The organism is Teichococcus wenyumeiae (genome assembly GCF_003696345.1).
GTDB classification, from domain to species: domain Bacteria; phylum Pseudomonadota; class Alphaproteobacteria; order Acetobacterales; family Acetobacteraceae; genus Pseudoroseomonas; species Pseudoroseomonas wenyumeiae.
Genome location: NZ_RFLX01000045.1, coordinates 1 through 20515, shown reverse-complemented (window position 1 = coordinate 20515; position 20515 = coordinate 1). Strand labels below are relative to the sequence as shown.

At 69.8% G+C, this 20515-nt stretch carries 18 protein-coding genes and 1 pseudogene; 13 read left to right on the top strand and 6 right to left on the bottom strand.

The features are described 5' to 3' along the window. Window positions 1-112 precede the first annotated feature (112 nt). The 4 genes from arsC to EBE87_RS24800 form a co-directional block, all read right to left on the bottom strand. The gene (gene arsC / locus EBE87_RS24815; protein WP_120640472.1) at window positions 113-538 is read right to left on the bottom strand and encodes an arsenate reductase (glutaredoxin); all 426 of its coding nucleotides are present in this window, start codon (window positions 536-538) and stop codon (window positions 113-115) included. Next, a complete protein-coding gene (locus EBE87_RS24810; RefSeq protein ID WP_120640473.1) occupies window positions 535-888 on the bottom strand; it encodes an ArsR/SmtB family transcription factor in 354 nt (117 codons plus the stop codon). The genes arsC and EBE87_RS24810 overlap by 4 nt, the downstream gene beginning before the upstream one ends. Before the next feature lie 312 nt (window positions 889-1200). Further along, window positions 1201-5766: a MobF family relaxase gene (gene mobF, locus EBE87_RS24805; RefSeq protein WP_158601027.1), complete on the bottom strand. Its 4566-nt coding sequence runs from the start codon at window positions 5764-5766 to the stop codon at window positions 1201-1203. A gap of 65 nt (window positions 5767-5831) precedes the next feature. After that, window positions 5832-6149 (bottom strand): hypothetical protein, encoded by a 318-nt coding sequence (locus tag EBE87_RS24800; protein ID WP_120640470.1) that lies wholly within the window; start codon window positions 6147-6149, stop codon window positions 5832-5834. Window positions 6150-6503: 354 nt separating this feature from the next. Here EBE87_RS24800 and EBE87_RS28805 point away from each other — a divergent pair, with 354 nt between their 5' ends. The 12 genes from EBE87_RS28805 to EBE87_RS24745 all read left to right on the top strand — a co-directional run bounded on the left by EBE87_RS28805 (window position 6504) and on the right by EBE87_RS24745 (window position 17645). Further along, window positions 6504-7004: a hypothetical protein gene (locus tag EBE87_RS28805; protein WP_147426192.1), complete on the top strand. Its 501-nt coding sequence runs from the start codon at window positions 6504-6506 to the stop codon at window positions 7002-7004. Between the two features lie 14 nt (window positions 7005-7018). Continuing rightward, entirely contained in the window at window positions 7019-7936 is a 918-nt protein-coding gene (locus tag EBE87_RS24795) for a DEAD/DEAH box helicase family protein (RefSeq protein ID WP_120640469.1), read from the top strand. After that, window positions 7924-8529, top strand: coding sequence for a hypothetical protein (locus EBE87_RS24790; RefSeq protein WP_122140223.1), 606 nt, complete (start codon window positions 7924-7926; stop codon window positions 8527-8529). Before EBE87_RS24795 ends, EBE87_RS24790 begins: the two co-directional genes overlap by 13 nt. Window positions 8530-8792: 263 nt before the next feature. Further along, a complete protein-coding gene (locus EBE87_RS24785) occupies window positions 8793-9029 on the top strand; it encodes a hypothetical protein (protein WP_120640034.1) in 237 nt (78 codons plus the stop codon). Between the two features lie 166 nt (window positions 9030-9195). After that, window positions 9196-10074 carry a DUF932 domain-containing protein gene (locus EBE87_RS24780; protein WP_120640035.1) on the top strand — a complete coding sequence of 293 codons (879 nt, stop codon included), beginning with the start codon at window positions 9196-9198 and terminating at the stop codon, window positions 10072-10074. Window positions 10075-10144: 70 nt separating this feature from the next. Beyond that, window positions 10145-10414, top strand: a complete 270-nt coding sequence (locus tag EBE87_RS24775; RefSeq protein WP_147465055.1) for a hypothetical protein — start codon at window positions 10145-10147, stop codon at window positions 10412-10414. 131 nt (window positions 10415-10545) lie between these two features. Next, complete coding sequence (locus EBE87_RS29505) at window positions 10546-10914, top strand: helix-turn-helix domain-containing protein (protein WP_199707740.1); 369 nt, start codon at window positions 10546-10548, stop codon at window positions 10912-10914. A 201-nt stretch (window positions 10915-11115) separates the two neighbouring features. Continuing rightward, on the top strand, window positions 11116-11505 hold the full coding sequence (locus EBE87_RS24765) for a hypothetical protein (RefSeq protein WP_120640037.1): 390 nt from the start codon (window positions 11116-11118) through the stop codon (window positions 11503-11505). Next, the gene (locus EBE87_RS24760) at window positions 11502-12518 is read left to right on the top strand and encodes a hypothetical protein (protein WP_120640038.1); all 1017 of its coding nucleotides are present in this window, start codon (window positions 11502-11504) and stop codon (window positions 12516-12518) included. The genes EBE87_RS24765 and EBE87_RS24760 overlap by 4 nt, the downstream gene beginning before the upstream one ends. 92 nt (window positions 12519-12610) lie before the next feature. Then, window positions 12611-12856, top strand: a complete 246-nt coding sequence (locus EBE87_RS24755) for a hypothetical protein (RefSeq protein WP_120640039.1) — start codon at window positions 12611-12613, stop codon at window positions 12854-12856. A 4-nt stretch (window positions 12857-12860) separates the two neighbouring features. After that, a complete protein-coding gene (locus EBE87_RS24750) occupies window positions 12861-14357 on the top strand; it encodes a Y-family DNA polymerase (RefSeq protein WP_120640040.1) in 1497 nt (498 codons plus the stop codon). 3 nt (window positions 14358-14360) lie between these two features. Next, the gene (locus EBE87_RS24745; protein WP_120640041.1) at window positions 14361-17645 is read left to right on the top strand and encodes an error-prone DNA polymerase; all 3285 of its coding nucleotides are present in this window, start codon (window positions 14361-14363) and stop codon (window positions 17643-17645) included. A 255-nt stretch (window positions 17646-17900) separates the two neighbouring features. Here the strand turns inward: EBE87_RS24745 and EBE87_RS29200 are convergent, their stop codons facing one another. Further along, window positions 17901-18068, bottom strand: a complete 168-nt coding sequence (locus EBE87_RS29200) for a hypothetical protein (RefSeq protein WP_158600994.1) — start codon at window positions 18066-18068, stop codon at window positions 17901-17903. A 605-nt stretch (window positions 18069-18673) separates the two neighbouring features. Between EBE87_RS29200 and EBE87_RS24735 the strand changes: the two are divergent. Then, window positions 18674-19397: pseudogene (locus tag EBE87_RS24735) on the top strand (IS6 family transposase). Between the two features lie 293 nt (window positions 19398-19690). On the opposite strand, the gene EBE87_RS28800 reads toward EBE87_RS24735, so the two are convergent. After that, window positions 19691-20029 (bottom strand): hypothetical protein, encoded by a 339-nt coding sequence (locus tag EBE87_RS28800; RefSeq protein ID WP_147426154.1) that lies wholly within the window; start codon window positions 20027-20029, stop codon window positions 19691-19693. Window positions 20030-20515 lie beyond the last annotated feature (486 nt).

The window sequence follows — 20515 nt, the reverse complement described above, 5'->3', positions numbered from 1 at the left end:
CCAGCATGCGGCGGATTCTCTTGGGCGTCAGGACGCACCGGGCCCTCCGTTACCCGGGCAGGGTAGCGGCGCGGCTCGTCGTCCTTGGGATGAAAGGGCGCGAGCGCCCGGCTCAGATCAGGCGGCGACCCTGCTCATCGACGACCTGCTCGCCGTCTTCCTTGGCGTAGGCGCCCCGTTGCGGGTTCGGCAGGATGCCCAGCACCGCCTCTGACGGCCTGCACAGCTTGACGCCGAGCGGCGTCACCACGATGGGCCGGTTGATGAGGATGGGGTGCGCCATCATGGCGTCGAGCAGCTGGTCGTCCGTAAGGGACGGGCCGCCAAGGCCAAGCTCTTCGTAGGGCGTGCCCTTTTGGCGCAGGATGTCGCGCACCGGGATGCCCATGCGGCGGATGAGGTCAGCCAGCACCTCCCGCGTCGGCGGCGTCTTCAGGTACTCGATGACTTCCGGCTCCTCGCAGCTGTTGCGAATGAGGGCCAGGGTGTTGCGGGACGTCCCGCAGGCCGGGTTGTGGTAGATGGTGACGTCGCTCATGAGACGGCCTTCTCTTGCGAACAGCAGGGCAGCAGGTCGGCGATCAGGGGCTGGCACAGGTCGGCGCGGCCGCCACAGCAGTCCTTGACCAGGAACAGCATCATCTCGCGCAGACGCTCCAGGTCGGCCCGGTAGACGATGGACCGGCTAAGGCGCTCGGAGCGGAGCAGGCCAGCGCGCGCCAGTACCGCCAAATGCGTGGACATCGTGTTTTGGGGAACGTCGAGTTGCCGGGCGACTGCACCGGCGGGCAGACCGTCAGGCTCGTGCCGGACCAGCAGCCGGAAGGTTTCCAGGCGAGTGGATTGCGACAGGGCACCGAGGCAGGCCAGGGCTTCGTCATATTCCATATATCGAGTATTGTCGATATAACCGCTGACAGTCAAGTTGATGCGGCGTGACAAAAGGCAGCGGGCTCCAGATGCCATGGTATGGCGTCACCGGTGAGGCAGATGCCTTGCTGCAGTTCAGTGACCGTGGGTCAGTCGTCTGACGTCCGCTTCTGCGCACTGTCGCCATAGAAGCGGACAGGCAGCTTTCGTGAAGGGTTTCGGACGCAGAGACCAGGGCATTCAGAGGCTCTGTACCTTGCCCCGGAAGCAGGAGCCGCCGGCAGTCCGAGCGTGCTGAGCTTTGTGGCTCATCTATCGCTGCGTGCTGCTTCACATGCGGAGACCACGCGGCGGCACCTGTTGCAGCGGCGGCTCCTTTGCCGCCACAGTCGGGGTCGCCCGCTGCACGCCAGCCTGCTGCAGCCGGTCCAGCGCCCCGCTTATTGCGGCCGCCACCGGTGCATGCCCCTGGCGTCGCGCCAAGTCGTTCCAATCGCTGCCCCGGTCGCCTGGTGGAAAGGACGGCAGGGCAGCGACGCCGCGCACGGCCGCCGCGGCGGCCTCGGCCTTCTCCTTCCCCACGTTCGGCAGCGGTACGGCCCGCCTCGGCAGGTGGTGGTCGTTGTCCCCCGCAATCACAATTGGCCGCGATGGATCAGCCGTCCGATACGCCTTCGCCACGGCCAGGAGGTTCCCGGCGTTGAAGGCCACCGCCACCGGCAACCCCGTGGCCTCGTGCAGCGTGGCCCCCGTGGCGTAGCCCTCGACTACCAGCAGCGACGCTCCCGGCTTTGGCCGGCCGCCAATCAGCGCGTGCCCACCCTCGGTCCTGGCGCCTTTCAGGAACAGCTTGGTTCCGTCCACATCCACCCGCTGCACGCCCCAGAGCCGGCCGTCCACCCCCCGCACCGGCACCAGCAGCCGGCCGCGCCGGTCCTGCCGCAGCCCATGCGCCTGCACGCCCTTGGCCGCGAGGTAGGGGTGCGAGGTTGCCGGCGCTGACCCGGCCCAGAGCCGCTGCGCCATCTTCGCCGCCCGTTCCTGGATGTCGTGCCGCGCGCGCGCCCGCTCGGCCGATTTGGCCGCGGCCTCCGCCACGAACGCCGCGCGGTCGCCCAGCGTCATCTGCACCACGGGCCGATCGGCCTTCCAGCGGATCTCGGTTCCGGTCTTGTGGTTGCGGATGTAGCCCGCCGGCCAACCGTCCAGATGCCCGACATAGCTTCCCGACTTCTGCCCCTTGCGGTCGCCCTCCACGGCGACGCGGCGCAGCGTCCCATCCATCGTCACTGGCCCGCTCAAGCGCAGCCCGACGCGGTGCAGAGCCACGGCGAAGTCCGCCGCGGCGTCGGCCTCTGAGAAGCGCGGCGGCACTCGCCGCCCCGGAGCTGCGGCAGCGCGCGTCACGGGCGCGGGGATGGCTTGCGAAGGGGCGGGCGGCTGCTCGGGTGTTGGTGCTCCCTGCTGTCCCTGGCGCGGTTCCTGCGCCGGGAGGCGCTGCTGCCCCCTGCCCTGGCCAATGCCGGCCAGCACCGCCCCGCGTTCGCCCATCGCCAACGCCAGCCGATCCACGACCGCAGCCACGGCATTGTCCTCGCGCTTGCGCCGCGCTGCGCGCCGCAGGCTCGGCTTTGCTGTCCCGTTCTTTCCCGTCGCCACGCGCTGCCAGTAGGTCGCCGCAGACAGCGGCTGCTCCTGTTGCGACTGCGCGTCCTGCCTCTGGTGTGGGGCGCGGTGCCGCTCGGCCGCCGCCTGGCTGCGCGCCTGGTTGGCGCGCGCCCGGTCGTACACCGCTCTGGCCTTGCTTACGGCCGGCCGGCGGTCCTCGCGTCCGCCATCCTGCAGAACAGGTCTACCGGCCTGCCGCAGCCGGCCGGCCAGCGCGCGCACCGCCTGCCAGCGGGCATCGAGCGCCTGCCGCAACCGCTCCACCACCTCGCCTATCACCCGACCCTCACGACGCTCCCGAAGCTGCCCCGCCAGCGTCGCCCGCGCCTCGCCGGCCGCTTCCCTGGCCTCTGCGCGGCGGAACCCGGCCTGCATGGCGTGCGTGGTGCCGCGGCCGACATCGCGGGCGCGCTCCATGAAGTCGAGCGCCGAGGCTTTTGCCGGCTGCCGCGCCAGGTTGCGCGCCACATTCTCCCACACGTCGGCCGTGCCCACCGGCCGGGCGTCGCCCAAGGCGCGGCGGGCCATCACCTCGCGCCGCTCGGCCCCGTCCGAGGTGATCAGCCAGGCGGCATCCTTGTGCCGGCTCTCGGCCGTGTAGCCCTTAAAGCCCTGCACTCCCGCCGATCCCGCCGGCATGGCGTTGATGTGCTCGCTGCTGGTGATGCCCTGCGCCGCGTCGATGGTCAGCACGTCCCCCGGCGCCAGCCGCATGCGTCCGCTGTGCTTGTCGGCCAGGTTCTTCCACGGCACCAGCCCGTCACGCCCGGCCGCCGTCCGCAGCACGATCCCCTCCGCATTCACGTCGCGGACCTCAAGCACGCTGCCGTTGTTGCCGATATTGCCCCGGCCGCCGTCGAGAAAGCGGGCGTTGAGGCGGTCGAACAGCCGCACCCGGTCGCCCGGCGCCAGCGTCAGGGTATAGGCGGCACCGGCCTGGTCGGTCGCGCGCAGGCTGATCACATCCGCCCCCAGCTCCCCCATCGTCCGGCGTTCCTGGCGCAGCGCCAGCGCCACGGCCCGGGCATCGGCGTTGGTCGGCGCGGTGACGCTGATGGAGAACCTGGCGTCGCCGGCGTTCGCCTCGCGCCGCTGCCGCCACAACTCGGCCACCCGCCGCACGGCGTCGTCATAGCCCCCCGGCACCGCCTCAGCCGTGCCGTCCTCGCGCTTCATCGCCAGCGCCTCGGCCGCGCGGCCCTCGCGGAACAGCCCGGCGATCTCGCGCTGGCGTTCGTCGTTTTGCCGACGTGTGGAGAGGATCTCCGGCACCGCCTCCGGGCCCAGCGCCCGGCGCATCAGATTGACCACCGGCCCGGCCTCGATACCCTGGCACTGCTTGTCGTCGCCCACTGCGACAATACGAAAGCCGTGCTGCGCGCGCAGCCGCAGCAGCTCCAGCATCTGCCGGGCGCCCACCTGCCCCAGCTCGTCCACCACCACCACCGTACCCGGCCCGACTGAGATGCGGCCGTCGCTGACCCCGTGCAGCAAGCCAGTCAGCGCCGCGACGCTGTCGATGCCGGCGTCCTTCAGCGGCTCGGCCTGCCGCCAGGCGATGGCCGCGCCGATGACCTGATCCCCCTGGGCCTTCCAGGCCTCCACCAGCGGGCGCAGCAACGCGGTTTTGCCCGATCCCGCCACGCCAACCACCACACCCACAGCGCCGCCGGTGCCGAGGCGCAGCATCGCCGCGTGCTGCGCCTGGCCGTGCGCGTCGGTGAAGTCCAGGCCGCTGCGCTGCACCGCAGCGGCCAGGGCAGCGGGAGACAGGGCGCGGCTGCGATCCGCCGCGGCGGCTGCGGCCAGCGCCACGGCCTCGCTCTCCTGGGCGACGTGCAGTGCCGTCGTCACCTTCACCGCGTCGCCCTCACGGCCCCAGACCAGCCCGGTGAGCTGGCCGTCCTGCCGCACGCCGCGCTGGCGCATGGCTTTCGTCAGCGCATCGACGTCCGCCCGGCCGCCATCCGCTCCCGGCGTGATGCCGGCGACGATCAGCGCGCGGGCCGCGGCGGCGCGCAGGTCGGCGCCGTTCATCACAGAGAGGCGGGTGAATTGCGGGTCGAGCAAGGGCAAGGCCGCCTGGTAGCCGGCGTCAAGGCGAGCCGCGCGGCTCTGCCGCCAGGGCGCCGCATCGTCTTGGCGCCGCGGTTCCACGACGCTCCGATGCGCCCACCCGATTGCCGTCGCCTGGCCGCGCCAGGCGGCGAAGTCGCTGAGGTCGTCCGCTTTGCTCTTGCGCGCCGCCTTGGTGCCACCCTTGAGGAACACGACCTGCGTCTCCGGCGTCATGCGGTCCCAATCCAGGCCACGCGCCGCCGCTTCCTCGCGCGCCGCCTGCGTGCCGTCCCGCGTGCGCTTGCTGAAGGCTTCGCAGACCTGCTCCGAGATGGCCGGCAGCCGAGCCATGCCGGTGCGCTCCTCCAGCTCCACCGCCACGCCGACGCGTCGCAGGTTGGCCGCGAGCTGGGCCTGGTAGAAGGCGCCGAATTCGTGAATGCGGGTGCGGGTCGCGTTGAGATCCAGGGCGCCGAGGTGCCCGCCATCCGTCAGCACCAGGTTGGGCACCGCGCAATGGGTGTGCAATTGCGGGTCACCAGCCCCGGACGGATCGCGCCCTGGCCGCAGCGTGTGCAGCTCCGTCACCACCTCGCCGGTCGTGGGATCGGCGCGCTTCACCTCGGCGGTGGGTCGCGCCGTGAAGTGCTCGAAGTTGATCCAGGCGATCTGCCCGGCCTCGCTGCCAGCCTTGCCGCCATCGCCGCGGCGGGCCACGCCGATATCGCGCGCCACATAGCGCAGCGAGGCGTCCACCGCGTCGCGATGTGCTTGCAGGATCGTCGCCCTCTCGGCCTCGGTCGGGGCAAAAGCCCACGCCAGGCTGACGCTCTTGGGCGCGGAGAAGCACAGGTCGATGTAGCTGACGCTGCGCGCTCCGGCGTTGCTGTTGGTTTGCAGCGGCGTCCCGTCCGCCCGCTGCCCGGCGAGGATCTGGCTGACCTGCTCCACGGTCGGGATGCCGTGCGCGTCGATCCCCAGCGCCGCCGCCAGGCGGGAGGGCATGTCGCGCCGAGGTTGCGGCCGCGTGCCCCGGTTCGATGCCTCCGGTCCCGCCTCGCCGTCTGGTCCTGGCCCTGCGCCCAACTCGGCTGCCCGGTTACGGGTGTAGTAATCCCCCAGCGCCACGGCCTCGGGCGAAAGGGTTTCCTCCATCAGGTGGTCGGCCATCGCTCGCGCACCCGCGGGTGACACCGAAGCCGCGCCCTTGCGGAAGGTGAGCATGGGCCGGCTTGCTACTGCCGCGGCACTGACGCTGCCAGGCGCTGACCAGCGCGGTCTTCGTCCTCGTTCTGGGCGTCGCTGGCCAGCCCGCCACCGGCCACGACCTCGATGCGGTGCAGAATTCCAGTCTGCTCGTCCAGCCGTTCCACGATCTGCGTCAGTAGCCCCGGCAGCGGGCTCTCGCCGGCCTCCTCGGTGGCCGCCTCCAGGATGACGCGCAGCATTTCGGACTGCGTGGCCTGCGTCTCCACCATCATCCGCAGCCCCTGGGTCAGCGTCTCGACGGCCTCCCGCAACCGGGCCAGTTCGGCGGCGACTTCATCAGACATGGCGGCTTCCTCGACCTGGGGTGATCGCATCACCTTAGCCGCCACGGCAGAGGCGAGACCAGCATCCGTCTAGGATGCATTGGTCTGGTAGAAAACTTCTCTCTCCCCTCCCCTCTTCGCCTCGTGTCCAAAGCGTCCCCTCCTGGAGCCCTCCTTGTCTCTTTGGTGGAGACTTCTGTCTGATTTTGTCTGTTTTAGTGCCTTTGACGTGACCTGGATGTGACTTAGTTGTCCCTTATCTGTCTCTTAGGTGCACCTAAGCGGTGACTTATCCGTGTCTGAACCGCGGGCGCGGTTGCACAGATCGGCCTCTCTGGGCCAAGATTCCAGGCAGCTGCAACACGGATCACCGGCTTGTCCGACCCTGCGACCCCACCCACAACCACGACGGCGCAGGAAGCGTTCGCCCAGCTCACGGGCCGCTCCCCCCTGCTCGGTTGGATGCGCCAGCACCACGCGCTGATCACCGAGCGGATGAACACGGTGCGACCCAGCTGGGACGACATTGCCCGCACCCTGGCCAAGCTGGGGATCCGCGATGCCAACGGACAGCCGCCGAAAACCGAGGCGGTGCGACGGGCCTACCACCGCGTCACCGGAGCCTTGAACGCCAAGGGACAACGGCGGCGGCGGTCCAAGGCGCAGATCGCCGCGGCCAAGGCCGCAGCCACCGGCGCGCCCGTGGCGACCCAACCGGTTACGCAGACACCTCCACCAGCCGCCGCGCTATCCGGGGCACCTCCTGCCCCCGCGGCGGCTCCGCCTCCCCCACCCGCTCGTCCGGCCTTTGATCCGACCGAAGGCGCCTTCGATCCGAAGCCGCGGCCCCGGTTCAAGCCGGCCTCCCTGAAATGACTCGAAGGCTGACCATGAAGAACGCCACCACCGCCGCGCCCCTGCCTCAGCCCGACCGTGCACCCGCCCTCCGCCTGTTCGGTCGCGCCCGCTCCATCGAGGACGAGAAGGAGGTTCCGGTCGGCCCGGCCGCCCGTCCCCGAGACAATACCGCGGCGACGCTACAGACCACCCCAGCCGTGGACCTCGGCACCGGCCCCAAGGCCTTGTTCGTCATGGGACCCGGCCGCAGCGGCAAAACCACGCTGCTGCGCTACATCATGGAGGAAGCTCGCCCCGGGCAGCCGGCCCCCATTGCCGCGGCGCTCGACCCGCAGAACCGCTCGCTGGCCAGCTTCGTCAACGACGTGGCGCAGCCCGACACCACCGATCCCACCGGCGTTGCCCGCTGGGCAGAAGAACTGCTCGGCTTCGTCATGGCCGAGCAGCAGAGCGCGCTGCTCGACATGGGCGGCGGCGACCTCAGCATGGGCAAGCTGCTGGAGGACGTGCCTGACCTCGCCGGCAGCCTGGAAGAGGCCGGCGTGCATCCGGTGGCGCTCTATACCCTGTCGCCGCGCGTCGATGACCTGGGTGTGCTGGCCGGCTACGAGGCGCAAGGGTTCCAGCCCCGCGCCACGGCGCTGATCCTCAATGCCGGCCTCGCCGATCCCACCATGCCGCGCGAGGAGGCCTTCGCCCGCGTGCTGCGGCACAGCGCCTTCCGGGCCGCCGTGGCACGCGGGGCGGTGCCGATCTGGATGCCGCGGCTGGACGCCGGGGTGGCGGCCGAAATCGAGGGCAAGCGGCTCCGCTTCGGCCAGGCCCGCGACGGTCAGGCCCCGGCTGACCAGCCCGGCGCCATCCTCGGACCGTTCGACCGCAGCCGCGTCCGCAAGTGGATGGCGGACATGGCAGCGGCCCTGGCGCCGATCCGCTCGTGGATACCCTGAGCGCGCCGACCGCGACGCCGTCCGACCCGCGTGCGGCCATCGGTCGCGCCCGCGCCGATCTGCGCCTCGCGGCATCGAAGGCGCAGCTGGAAGGCGATCCGCTCGGCCCGGTCCTCGACGCCTTCGGGGCCAGTCTCGGCGCCATGGGCGAGTTGCTGCACCACGCGGAGGCCAGCCGGCAGCCGCTGGACGCGACAGCGCGGGCGGAGATGACGCGTCAGCTCGTGCAGGCGTGTCGGGCCGACTTCGTCCGTCAGGCCGGTGTTCAATCCCGTCGGATGGCTATGCTGTCAGGCGTCGGCGCGGCGGTGTTGCTGCTGGGCGTGCTCGGCGGCGGCTACCTCTGGGGAAGATCAACGGAGGTCGCGGAGGTGCGGCACGCCACAGGCGTGATCCGCGCCGCGCTGTCAGAGGGCTCCGCATCCGCTCAGGCGTGGGCCGACGCCATTCGGCGCAACGACCTCGTGGGTCTGCTGGCCCGCTGCGAGGGGCGCGCGGTGTGGTCGGACGCCAGCGGCCGGCGGGCCTGCGCCGTGCCGCTGTGGCTGGACGAGGCGCCGCCCCCGGCGGCGCCAGCCGGGCCGCGCTCGTAACCCCCGGCCACGGCCTACCCTTCAACAGGGCGCCGCAGCGCTGCGCCTGCTGCTCGTGTCCTGGTGCATCTCGGGCGCGGGCCGCTCAGGGGTGTTGCTACCCGCCTGTAGGAGCTCGTCGTAGCGGCGGCCTACAGCTTGAGCGCTCTTGTCGCAGCGGCGCGGTGGCTCCGCCAGCACATCACAGGGCGAGGTCTCTACAGTCACAGTTGAAGTTTTAACGTTTCTAAGTTACGACGCTGCGCTCGCAGAAGGATGCTTCCATGCCCCGCTCCGCCGCTCCGGATACCGCAGACGCCGCGCCGCCCGCCAAGCGCCGTCCGGGTCGGCCCTCGCCCGGCGACACCGTGCAGGTCACGCTCCGGATTCCGCGCAGCCAACTCGCACAGCTGGTGGAGGAAGGCGCCCGGCGGAGTGCTGCGAGCGGCCGCACCGTCACACCGCAAGCGGTGATCCTGGAGCTCATCGAGGCACAGTTCCCGCACAAGCCGGCGGCGTGACCGCGCCGGGTGGCGCGGCCGCTGTCGGCTGTTCCGCAGCCTCGCGGTTCTGTGTTCTTGTATTAGCAGTTTAAACTTTAAAACTCTTGCTCTGCAGGGGCGGGAGGCGTACTGTTCTTCTCAGCCGAGGCGTTTGGCTTCGGTGGCAAGAGCAAGGTGCTCCCCCATGACGTTCTTCCACTCCTCCCGCGCCACGCGGTCAGGCTTCAGCGCCGCGATGGGCGCCGCACCGCTCTCGGATGCCGAGCTGGCACAGGTCGCTCCCTCCGCCTTCGCGACCGAGGCGCATGCCTCCCGCTCCGCCCGCTACGCCTATATCCCGACCGCGGACGTGATTGCGGGCCTGCGGCGCGAAGGCTTCGTGCCCGTGCTGGCGCGGCAAACCCGCCCGCGCGATGCCAGCCGCGACGGCCACACCAAGCACCTGATCCGCTTCCGCCACAAAGGGCAGGCCAGCCAGCCGCGCCGCCTGGGCATGACCTTTCCCGAGGTCGTGTTGATCAACAGCCACGACGGCACCAGCGCCTACCACGTCACAGCGGGTGTGTTTCGCCTCGCCTGCCTCAACGGGATGGTGGTGTCGGACGGACCGGAGCGCTCCGTCAAAGTGCCGCACAAGGGTGACGTGGTGCACCAGGTGATCGAGGGCAGTTACGAGGTCCTGGACGTCTCGCGACAGGCCATTGCGGCGGCCGATGCCTGGGCCGGCGTCACCCTGAACCGCGACGAGCAGGCCATCCTTGCGGAAGCCGCCCGCGTGATCCGCTTCGGGGATGCGGCGGGCCATGTGGCCACGCCGATCCAGGCGGAGCAGTTCCTACGCGCCCGCCGCGCTGCGGACACCGCGGACGACCTTTGGACCACCTTCAACCGGGTGCAGGAAAACACCATCCGTGGCGGCCTACGGGCCTGGGGCCGTGACGCCAACAACCGCCCGCGTCGGGTCCGCTCGCGCGAGGTCACGGGCATCGATCAGGATGTGAAGCTGAACCGGGCACTGTGGCTGCTAGGCGAGCGCATGGCGGCCCTCAAGGGCGCGGCCTGACAAGCCAGGGCGGGAACGATCCCCGCCCCTTTCTCCCCACGCTCCGCCACCCCGTCGAAAGCTCCGCACCATGGATCTCCACGCCCTGCCCATTCTGGGTTGTCCGCTCGTGCTCCACGACGACGCCGGCAATGGCCTGGCCCTCGGCACCAGCGCCGACGATCCCGTCTTCCTCTGCGCCGTGATCGAAGATGCCGCTGGCCGCGCCATCATCCGCAACCTGATCGACGGCGAGAGCGAGGCGCTGTTGCTCGACCTGCTGCACCAGCGCGCCGCTGCGCGCACCGCCGCGGCGATCCCGCCCTACCGCCCTGCGCCAGGCGTCGAACCTGGGCCATGAGGGCCCTGCAGCAGCAGGTTCGGGCGGGCTTTAGCCTGCCCCTGCCGTTCCGCGTGTCACTGTGCCGCTGGCCGCCTCCGGGCGGCCTTCTGCGTTGCGGTCGCCGGCCGCGCTGGGGCATGAGCCTCCGCATGTCCATGACTCCCGCCCGCTTCGCCGAGTGCCTCGACACCATTGGTTGGACCAAACGCGGTCTCGCGCGTCGGCTGGGTGTGGGGCAAGCCGCTGTGCGCCAGATGGCAAACGGGCGGCACGAGATCCGCGATGATTTCGCCGCCTGGCTGGAGGATCTGGCGGCGGCGCATGCGCCGTTATCGCCGGAGTTGCGCGAGATCTGCGACAGGATGGGATGCGACCGGGGGGAGTGGGTGCGTTACCCCCGCGGGATCCGGCCGCTGTCGGACGATGAGGCGGCGGCGCTGCGGCGCGTCGCGGAGGCACATGCCGCGGCCCCTCTGCCGCCCGACTGGATGCCGGAACCGGACATTGAAACCGAATGAGCCTCACCGAGGACGGCCGGTTCGTCAGCGCGTCCAGCATCGCGTGTGCATGCCCGCCGCGACTGCTCCGGCGCCAGGAGATCAGAGCGCGAACGAGGGCGGGCAGCGGTTCCGGCCCGGCTGCCACTGGAGGTCTTGCAACGGGTGGTGGACGCTCATGGGTCATGCCGACGATCCGGCCACCAATGCTATGGTGATCGCATGACCCCCTCGCCCGTTCCTACCGACACGTCCGCGGTGCTCACGGCCGCGGAGCGCGACCTGCTCCGACGCGAGTTCTGCGTGCGGTTCGGCAGCCCTCCCCGGCTGGCCGATGGCATCCATCTGCGGGTCTGGCGGACGGGCCCGCTGGCGGGACAACCCAAGATCCCGGCGGCGGTGCAAAGCATGGTGGACCGCGGCCTGATGACCGTCGCCGCCGGATCCTCCCACATGGCCCGGGCCTACTTCACCGAGACAGGCTTGGCCGCGCTGCGCTGGCTCGCCTCTCAGCGCCGCGGCCTGGATCCGGTGCAGTTCGCGCATGTTCGCCAGGAACTCGGCCTGGAGGCGGTGACGTCGGCAGAACCGAAGGACAGTGCTGGCGCATGACGGTGCGTACCGCCCATCGGGTGGCCGTGCGGCAGGCCATCGCCAGCCTGCTCCGGCTGGCCCATGCCGATGCCCGGGACGCGCGGACGCTCGCCGATGCGGGCGGCACCCGCAATGCCGCCAGCCTGCTGCACAGCGCCATCTCCCGCCTGATCGAGGCCGTGGTGGCCTCTGAGCAGGGCTATGCCGGACCGCCTGAGACCCGCCGCATCGACAACCGCAATCCGCTGAAGCCAGCCCTGCTGCAGCTCGACGCCTTTCTCGAGACCCCGTCCGCCCTGCAGCGGGACGGGCGTCTGGCCGAGCCACCCTCCGCCGTGTCCGTGCTGGAGCCGCTTGGCCTCTTCACCGAGACGCTGGAGCGCTTCGTGCAGCATTGCGGCGTCGATCTGGACGGTTCCGGTCCTGCGGACACGGCCGATCCGCTGCGGCCCGCGGTTGCGGCGCCCCCACCTCTGACGCCCGCACCCGCTCCGAAACCGCGGCGCACTGAACCCGTCCGACGCCAGGCACCCGGTGGCCGACCCTCGCAGAGCAAGACCCGCTCCAGGACCGCGGCGGCGGCGGCGGCGGCGGCGGCGAAGCCGGCAGCATCCTCACCCTCGCAGCCAAAGGTGGCTCCGGCGGAAGCGCCTAAACCGGCAGCCCACGCGCCCCGCACCGGCCTGTCCTCCGGCACCTTCTGGTCGCTGGTGGACCACTGGAAGCTGCCCGACCTCGACGCCCTGCAGCTGATCGGCCATGCCGGCGGCTTGACCCGGAAGGGCACCCGGCCGCGCTTCAAGCTCAGCGACAGCGAGACCGAGGTGGTCGCCGCCATGCGCGCCCTCGACGCCACCCTGGCCCAGCTCGGCCTTGATCCCGCGCAGTGGCTGTCCACGCCGCTGCGTCCGCAGCCGTTCCGGGGTGCGGCCCCGCACGACGTCATCCGCAAGGCCCGGCTGCAGGGTCTGCGCGAGGTCAGCCGCTACCTCACGCAGATGAGCCTGCGCCTGTCGCTGCAGCAGACCTGACGGCGGCATCCAGGCGAGCGGCACAGGACCCTGCAACGGATTGCGGTAGAATCTGTTCTTGATTCGTTCCACTACGCTGATAGGCTCCAGCCATGGCCGACGATTCGCACCCGCATAAACCTTCTGCCCCGCTGGCTTCCGAACTGACGGCCGCGACCTCGGACGAGATCACCGAGGCCCTCGCCTACGCGCTGCGTTATGATGCGCGTGGCAAGCCGCGCCCCAGTGGTGGGCAGATGGTGGCGAGCCTCGCCGCCGAACGGCTGATGGAGCATCTCCACCTCGCCGGCTTCGTGCTGATGCGCCGGCGCCCGGCACCCCCGCACAGCGCCGGATGAGGCCATGGCCCGCCGCATCCTGGCGCTCTGGCTGCCGCAGTTGCCGACCGACCGGCTGCGACGGCTGGAGCCGGCCCTGCGGGGTGTTCCCCTCGCCGCCTGGACTACCGCGGGCAACCGCCGTCTGCTGACGGCTGCCGAAGGCCCGGCGATTTATGCCGGCCAGGCGCTCGCCGACGCGCAAGCGATCTGCCCTGGGCTGGTGCTGCGCCAAGCCGATGCTGCGGCCGATGCCGATCTGCTGGAGCGCCTCGCCGTGTGGTGCTTGCGCTGGACCCCGCTGGCGGCAGTAGACGGCACCGATGGGCTGCTGCTCGACATCACCGGCGGCACCGACCTGTTTGGCGGTGAGGCCGCCCTGCTGCAACAGGTGCGGGACGGGCTGCAGCGAACGGGCTTCGCCGTGCGCGCGGCGCTGGCCGGCTTTGCTGAGACCGCCGCAGCGCTGGCGCGGACAACGAATGGGCTGATCGTACCGCCGGATCAGGATCTCGCAGCCGTGCGCTCCCTGCCCCTCGCCGCCCTGCGCCTTCCCCCAGAGGTGGTCAGCGGCCTCAGCCGGCTCGGCGTGCAGACGGTGGGTGACGCGCTGCGCCAACCACGCGCGCCACTGGCGCGGCGCTTCGGCCAGGTCCTGCTGAACGCGCTGGATGGTGTCAGCGGCGCGCGGACTCGCCCGGTGCGGCCGGTGCGTGAGCCGGCGGCCTTCCTGGCAATCCGCGACTGCCTGGAGCCGATCTTCACCCGTCCGGCCATCGACCATGTGCTGGAGGCGCTGCTGGCGGAGCTCTGCCGCCAGCAGCTGGAGGCGGGCCGCGGCGCCCGGCGGCTGACGCTGCGCGCCTGGCGGGTCGATGGCGCGGTGCAGGAGGTGGCGATCGGCACCGGCGCCGCTGCACGCGACATAGCGCATCTGCGACGGCTGTTTGCTGAGCCGCTGGGCACGCTGGAACCCGATCTCGGCTTCGAGCGCTTCGTGCTCGAGGCCAATGTCACCGAGCCGCTGGAGGGCGTGCAGGCGGTGCTCCGCGGCGAGCTGCGGGATGGGGCGGCCGCGGCCGAGGACGGCGCACTCGCAGAACTGATCGACCGGCTGTCGCAGCGGCTGCCGGTGTTCCGCCTGCAGCCGGTCGACAGCCACTGGCCGGAATATGCCGTGGCGCCCGCCGACCCGTTCGCTCCCGTGGCGCTGCCGGTCCCCTTGGGCGAGGAACACCGCCCGATCCGGCTGTTCGCCACCCCCATTCCGCTGGGGGTGACGGCAGCGGTGCCGAACGGCCCACCGGCGCAACTGCGCTGGGGCGGCATGCTGCAGCGAGTGATCCACTGGGTGGGGCCGGAGCGCCTCGAGCCGGAATGGTGGGGCGAGGATGCCGAACGCCCGGTGCGCGACTACTACCGGGTGGAATGCAGCGACGGCACCCGCTTGTGGATCTGCCGGCTGTGGGAGCCGGGCCGGGTGGAACCGCCGCGCTGGTTCCTGCATGGCGTCTTTGCCTGACCCATGCCCGGCTATGCGGAGCTCGGCGCCCGCTCCAACTTTTCGCTGCTCGACGGCGCCTCGCATCCGGCGGAACTGGTGGCGCAGGCCAAAACGCTGGGGCACACCGGGATCGGGATCTGTGACACCAACAGCCTGGCCGGGGTGGTGCGCGGCCATGTGGCGGCGAAAGAACTCGGCCTGCCCTTTGTGGTCGGCACCCGCCTCCTGCTGGCGGACGGCGCCGAGTACCTGGCCTGGCCGACGGATCGGAGGAGCTACGGCCGGCTGACCACGTTGCTGTCGCGCGGCCGTATGCGCTCACCCAAGGGCGAGTGTGATCTCACCCGCGACGAGCTGCTCGCGCACGCCCAGGGCTGGTGCCTGGCGCTGATGCCGCCACTGCGGCCGGATGCCACCTTCGCCGACCGACTGCGGCAGGACGCGGCGGCGCTGCGCGGTCGGCTGGCGCTGCCACTGTTCTGCGGCGCCTGGTGCCGCCTGGATGGCGAGGACCGGCCGCGGCTGGATCGGCTGGCCAGCATGGCGGAGGCCGCCGATGCCGCGCTGCTGGCCTCCGGTGACGTGCGCTACCACCACCGCGACCGACGTCGTTTGGCCGACGTGCTCACCGCCATCCGGCTGGGGCGGACAGTGGAGACGCTGGGCCGCGCCGCCGAGCGCAATGGCGAGCGGGCGCTGCGCAGCTCGGCCCGGATGGCGCGGCTGTTCGCCCGGCATCCGGCGGCACTCGGTAACACCCTACGAGTGCTGGACGCCTGTTCCGGCTTCTCCCTCGCAGAACTGCGGCACGAATACCCGGACGAAATCCTGGAGCCCGGCCGCACGCCGCAGCAGACGCTGAGTGACCGCGTCTGGGTGGCTGCGCAGGAGCGCTGGCCCGGGGGTGTGCCGGAGGACATTCAGGCCCGCATCCGCCACGAGCTGGCGCTGATCGCGCAGCTCGACTACGCCGCCTACTTCCTCACCGTGCACGAGATCGTCCGCTTTGCGCGCCACAAGGGCATTCTGTGCCAGGGGCGTGGCTCGGCCGCCAACTCCACCTGCTGCTACGTGCTCGGCATTACGGCCGTGGACCCGTCCAAGCACGACCTGCTGTTCGAGCGCTTTGTCTCGGCCAACCGGAACGAGCCGCCCGATATCGACGTCGATTTCGAGCACGAGCGGCGCGAGGAGGTGATCCAGCACATCTACGAACGCTATGGCCGCGAGCGGGCGGCGATCGCCGGCACGGTGATCCGCTACCGCGCCCGCAGTGCTGTCAGAGAGGTCGGCAAGGCGCTGGGCCTGTCGGAGGACGTCACCGCCAAGCTGGCCAAGGGTTCCTGGGGCCCGGGGCGGGACAGCAGCCTCAGTGAGGTCGCTAGCTCCGAGGGGTTGGATCCGACGGATCGCCGCCTCGCCTTGGCCTTGGAACTCGCCGAAGACATCCAAGACTTCCCGCGCCACCTGGCGACGCATGTGGGTGGCTTCGTGATGAGCCGGGGGCCGCTGATCGAGCTGGCGGTGGTGACCAACGCCGCCATGGAAGGCCGCACCACGCTGGAGTGGGACAAGGACGACATCGACGCGCTGGGGCTGCTCAAGGTCGATGTGCTGGCCCTCGGCATGCTTTCTTGTCTGCGCCGCGGTTTTGCGCTGCTGCGGCAGCACCACCGGATCGAGCTGGACCTGGCCGGGGTGCCGAAGGACTGCCCCCAGACCTATGCCATGCTGCGGCGGGCGGACAGCCTAGGGGTGTTCCAGGTGGAAAGCCGGGCGCAGATGAACATGCTGCCGCGGCTGCGGCCGGAGCGGTTCTACGACCTGGTGATCCAGGTCGCGATCATCCGGCCGGGGCCGATCCAGGGCGACATGGTGCATCCCTACCTGCGCCGCCGCTGGGGTGAGGAGGAGCCGGTCTATCCGCAACCCGGCAAGGGCATCGGCCACCCGGACGAGCTGAAGAACGTGCTGCAGCGGACCCTCGGCGTGCCGCTGTTCCAGGAGCAGGCGATGCGCGTTGCCATGGTGGCCGCCGACTTCTCCCCCGAGGAAGCCGACAAGCTGCGCCGGGCGATGGCGACTTTCAAGCACACGCAAGGGGTGGGCGAGTATCGCGCGCGGCTGATCGGCGGCATGGTCAAGCGCGGCTACCATCCCGAACTGGCCGAGCGGGTGTTCAAGCAGATCGAAGGCTTCGGCTCCTATGGCTTTCCGGAAAGCCACGCCGCCTCCTTTGCCCACCTCGCCTATGCCTCCTCCTGGCTGAAGTGCCACCACCCGACGGTGTTCGCCGCCGCCCTGCTGAACAGCCAGCCGATGGGCTTCTACGCGCCGGCGCAGATCGTGCGGGATGCCCGGGAGCACGGCGTCGAGATCCGGCCGCTCGATGTGAACGCCAGCCTCTGGGACTGCGCGCTGGAGCCGGAGCAACGGAGTGCCGAGGGCTACGCGTTGCGGCTGGGGCTGCGGCTGGCGCAGGGCCTCTCGGCGCAGGACGGGCAGCAGATCGTCAAGGCCAGGAGCGGCGGCAACGGTTCGCCCTTTGCCTCACCCGAGGAGGTGGTGCGGCGGGCCAACATCGGCCGCAAGGCGATGGAGGCGCTGGCGCAGGCGGACGCTTTTGGCAGCATGGGCACCAGCCGGCGGGAGGCGCTCTGGGCTGCCAAGGGGGTGGAGCACGACGTCCCGCCGCTGCTGCGGCTGGCGGCCCAGCAGGCCGCCGTTGGCGAGCCGCCGCTGCTCCCAGAACCCGCCCCCGACCTGCCGCCGGAAAGCATGGGTCAGGCGGTGGTGCTGGACTACACCGCCACCGGACTGACGCTCGGGGACCACCCGCTGACGCTGCTGCGACCGCAGCTGCGGGCGCTGGGCTGTCGGGACACGCGGGAGATCGCCACCCTGCCGCCGGGGAGCCGCGTGAAGCTCGCTGGGCTGGTGCTGATGCGGCAGCGGCCGGGTACGGCGAAGGGGGTGGTCTTCGTCACCATCGAGGACGAGCATGGCACGGCCAATCTGGTGGTCTGGGCGGATGTCGGGGCGCGCGACCGGGCGGCGCTGCTCGGCGCCCGGCTGCTGCTGGTGGAGGCAAAGATCGAGCGGGAGACGCGGCATGCGGAAGTGCCGATCACCCACCTGATCTGCCGGGCGCTGATCGACCGTACCGACCTGTTGAACGGGCTGATGCACCACGAGGCCAATCTGCCCTGGGGGGATGCGGCACTCGGCCGGGCGGATGAGGTGCGGCGGCCGGAGCCAAGCTCACGACGGCCAGTCAGGATGCCGGGAAGTAGGGACTTCCATTGATCGCCGCAAACCGCTTGGCTGCTGTCAGGGCAGCAATGCATATAAGCAGGCATTTGCATTCGACCCGCTCACCTGCTCCCAGGTGCAAGCGGCAGGAATGCTGGATCTTCGGAACAATGCTGCTGATCTGCCTGCCCAAGGACACCTTCGGGCGGGCGTCAACGGGCCCATGAAAGCCGTCGTCCACGGCAACTGAGGTGGTCTTGGACACGCGACTCAAGGCAGGCGCGGCCTTGATCACTCAGATTGCCAGTGTCAGTTCATCGCTGCCCGAACAGCGCAGATGACGACCACCCAGAACACGGCTGAGATAGCGACCCCCGTGGTGATGCCGGTGGCTGCGGCAAGGCTGGACTCAAGAGGAGCCCTCCGCTCCTCGCGTCTGGCAATAACCGGGTTAGCCATTGGCAGGTCGGTGTTCATCGGGCGCACAGCCATGCGAAAGGGTTGAAGAGAGCCAGGCTTCGCTTCCGCGTCAGCGGAGCCAGGGCCAAGCCGACTGCCCTAGCTCATGAACCACGTCTACAAGGCTGGTTTCATATTATGCAACATTCTTACATCAAGGAAAGAACTCAGATGCAATGATCCGGTTGCGCTCCGAGGAGGCGCCTTCCGCAACTGGCTACTTATCGTTGAGAGATCCTCAGCAAACCGCCCTTAGACTGGAGGACTGAGCGGGGGGGCGCCAATCCCTGCCGGACTTCCATTTCCTGGCGGCAGTGGTTTGTCACAGAGGCATTGCGGGCTGGGCAGCGACAAACCACGGTACCCCGTCGATCTACCTTGTTGGATGGCTCAGCGGTGTGGGCATGCTGATCCCTCTACCCGTGCTTCGAAGCACGTGATGCTGACGTACACTGGGTGACCAAGGTCGAGCATGCGATTGAGGACGTCGGCAGTGATCGCCACCTCGGTCGCCTGGCGCCCGTCCGCGTGCGAGCGCAGTGTATCTCCGATCACCCGCTTCCAGCGCGAGATATTGGCCTCTCCAGGGCATTGTCAGCTTGGCGGCCCCTGGCCGGAGTGAGGTGCCCGGGCCAAGCTGGCAGCATGTCGCCCGACCTCGCCACCTATCCCGGCTACGCTTCCCAGCCGAGATCATCAGCCACGCCGTCTGGCTTTATCATGTCTTCAGCCTGAGCCTACGGGACGTCGAGCTGATCCTGGCCGAGCGAGACATCACGGCCACCCACGAGAGCATTCGTCAGTGGTGCCTGAGGTTCGGGGCCGGACTTCGCCCGCAAGCTGCGCCGGCGACCGGGCGACACTTGGCACCTGGATGAGGGCTTCCTGCGCATCATTGACGAACTGCACTATCTCTGGCGGGCGGTGGACCAGCACGGCGTCGTGCTCGATATCCTGGTGCAAGGTCGGCGGAACGCGACCGCGGCCAAGCGCTTTTTCATGCGCCTGCTGGCTAGACTGAAGTACAAGCCCAAGCGTCTCGTCACGGATGGCCTGCGAAGCTACGGCGTGGCCCAGCGTGAGGTCCTGCCGGATGTGCGGCACCGGACCAGCCGCTCCCTCAACAACCGTGCCGAGAACTCCCATCGCCCGACCCGGCGCCAGGAGAGGCAGATGCAACGGTTCAAGTCGCCTGAGCAAGCCCAGCGGTTCCTGTCAGCGCACAGCATGATCTACGGCCACTTCCGCCCACGGCGGCACCTGATAACTGCAGCCCAGTACCGGCGTGTCCGCGCCGAGGCCTTCCGAGGCTGGCAGCAGGAGACGTGCGCCCAAACGGCAGTGTGAACGTGCAAGCCTCCACGCCCCCCGATCTAGCGCGACCACCGCCACAACAACTTGGCAATGCCACGCGCGGGCATGGAACGTAGCGGATGATCTAGGGGCGGCCAGTGTGGCAGCAGACCGCATCCGAGTTTAGCCACGCGGAGCCGTACCATTTGCAGCGAGCCGGACGGAGAGCCGCAGGGTAGAGATCATTATTGGATATTGAACGCGGAAACGTCATCCGGAGCGATGATCCGATACAAGCGTAGCCCTGACCGAGCCGAAGGGTAGTGGCTCGGCAGGCTGCCCCTCCCCTACTCGGGATCTGCTGGCTCCGCTGCTTCCATTCCAAGTTCCTGCCGGACATGCGCGAACTGCACCGGATCCAGCCCGCGGCGCTGGGCCGCCAGCCACCACAGCGCGGCCAAGCCTGCCTCCGTGAAGTAGGCCCGGGCCAGGTGCGGTGATCTGGCGCCAATCACCATTAGGCCGCGCTCCACCAAGCTCTGCACCGCTGCCGGCACTTTTGGCTGTCCAACCAGAGGACCGCTGCGCCACACCCGTAGGAAGATCCCATCCGCCAGCCGGGGTGGAGTGCCGAACCGCACGCACAACTCGCGCCGGAGCAACTCGCGCTCCGCGGCAGTCAGCATCTCGGTTGGGCTCGTGGAAACTGGTAGGCAGGTCATACGACCAGCATAGCATCCGGAGCGCCAAGCCGGCACAATGTCCTTCCCGGCTTCAAGCATCCTTTCCGGCTACCTGATCACCAGATCAGCATCATAATCATCCTAACCTGGCAGACCAGGCACGGGCCGACGCTTCCGGCGCATTTAGCGCCGCTCCGTGATCATCAGTTCATTAGGCATCACGCTGCGGTCGATCTTCCACCGCCATCCCGTCAGGTCCTTCGAGGCGATGGCCTCCAGCCAGTCGGATAAAAGGACCTGACTGTCGACCCGGGGGCCGGTTCCGACACTCAACAGGCCATCGTCTCGAATAACAGTCGGCCAGGGCCGATACCTGGCGCGATGGCCAGCGTCTGGATCCAGGAGGTGATCCTCCACGACTTGCGTGGACGGGTTACGCTACGTTTGCTGCTTGTCGTTCTGCCTGTTCTGGCGTGCGGTAGTCCAGGG

Coding starts and splice junctions, on each gene's coding strand:
- arsC (WP_120640472.1), bottom strand. CDS start 538: ATGAGCGACGTCACCATCTACCACAACCCGGCCTGCGGGACGTCCCGC.
- EBE87_RS24810 (WP_120640473.1), bottom strand. CDS start 888: ATGGAATATGACGAAGCCCTGGCCTGCCTCGGTGCCCTGTCGCAATCC.
- mobF (WP_158601027.1), bottom strand. CDS start 5,766: ATGGCCGACCACCTGATGGAGGAAACCCTTTCGCCCGAGGCCGTGGCG.
- EBE87_RS24800 (WP_120640470.1), bottom strand. CDS start 6,149: ATGTCTGATGAAGTCGCCGCCGAACTGGCCCGGTTGCGGGAGGCCGTC.
- EBE87_RS24795 (WP_120640469.1), top strand. CDS start 7,019: ATGAAGAACGCCACCACCGCCGCGCCCCTGCCTCAGCCCGACCGTGCA.
- EBE87_RS24785 (WP_120640034.1), top strand. CDS start 8,793: ATGCCCCGCTCCGCCGCTCCGGATACCGCAGACGCCGCGCCGCCCGCC.
- EBE87_RS24780 (WP_120640035.1), top strand. CDS start 9,196: ATGACGTTCTTCCACTCCTCCCGCGCCACGCGGTCAGGCTTCAGCGCC.
- EBE87_RS24775 (WP_147465055.1), top strand. CDS start 10,145: ATGGATCTCCACGCCCTGCCCATTCTGGGTTGTCCGCTCGTGCTCCAC.
- EBE87_RS29505 (WP_199707740.1), top strand. CDS start 10,546: ATGTCCATGACTCCCGCCCGCTTCGCCGAGTGCCTCGACACCATTGGT.
- EBE87_RS24765 (WP_120640037.1), top strand. CDS start 11,116: ATGACCCCCTCGCCCGTTCCTACCGACACGTCCGCGGTGCTCACGGCC.
- EBE87_RS24760 (WP_120640038.1), top strand. CDS start 11,502: ATGACGGTGCGTACCGCCCATCGGGTGGCCGTGCGGCAGGCCATCGCC.
- EBE87_RS24755 (WP_120640039.1), top strand. CDS start 12,611: ATGGCCGACGATTCGCACCCGCATAAACCTTCTGCCCCGCTGGCTTCC.
- EBE87_RS24750 (WP_120640040.1), top strand. CDS start 12,861: ATGGCCCGCCGCATCCTGGCGCTCTGGCTGCCGCAGTTGCCGACCGAC.
- EBE87_RS24745 (WP_120640041.1), top strand. CDS start 14,361: ATGCCCGGCTATGCGGAGCTCGGCGCCCGCTCCAACTTTTCGCTGCTC.
- EBE87_RS29200 (WP_158600994.1), bottom strand. CDS start 18,068: ATGAACACCGACCTGCCAATGGCTAACCCGGTTATTGCCAGACGCGAG.
- EBE87_RS28800 (WP_147426154.1), bottom strand. CDS start 20,029: ATGCTGACTGCCGCGGAGCGCGAGTTGCTCCGGCGCGAGTTGTGCGTG.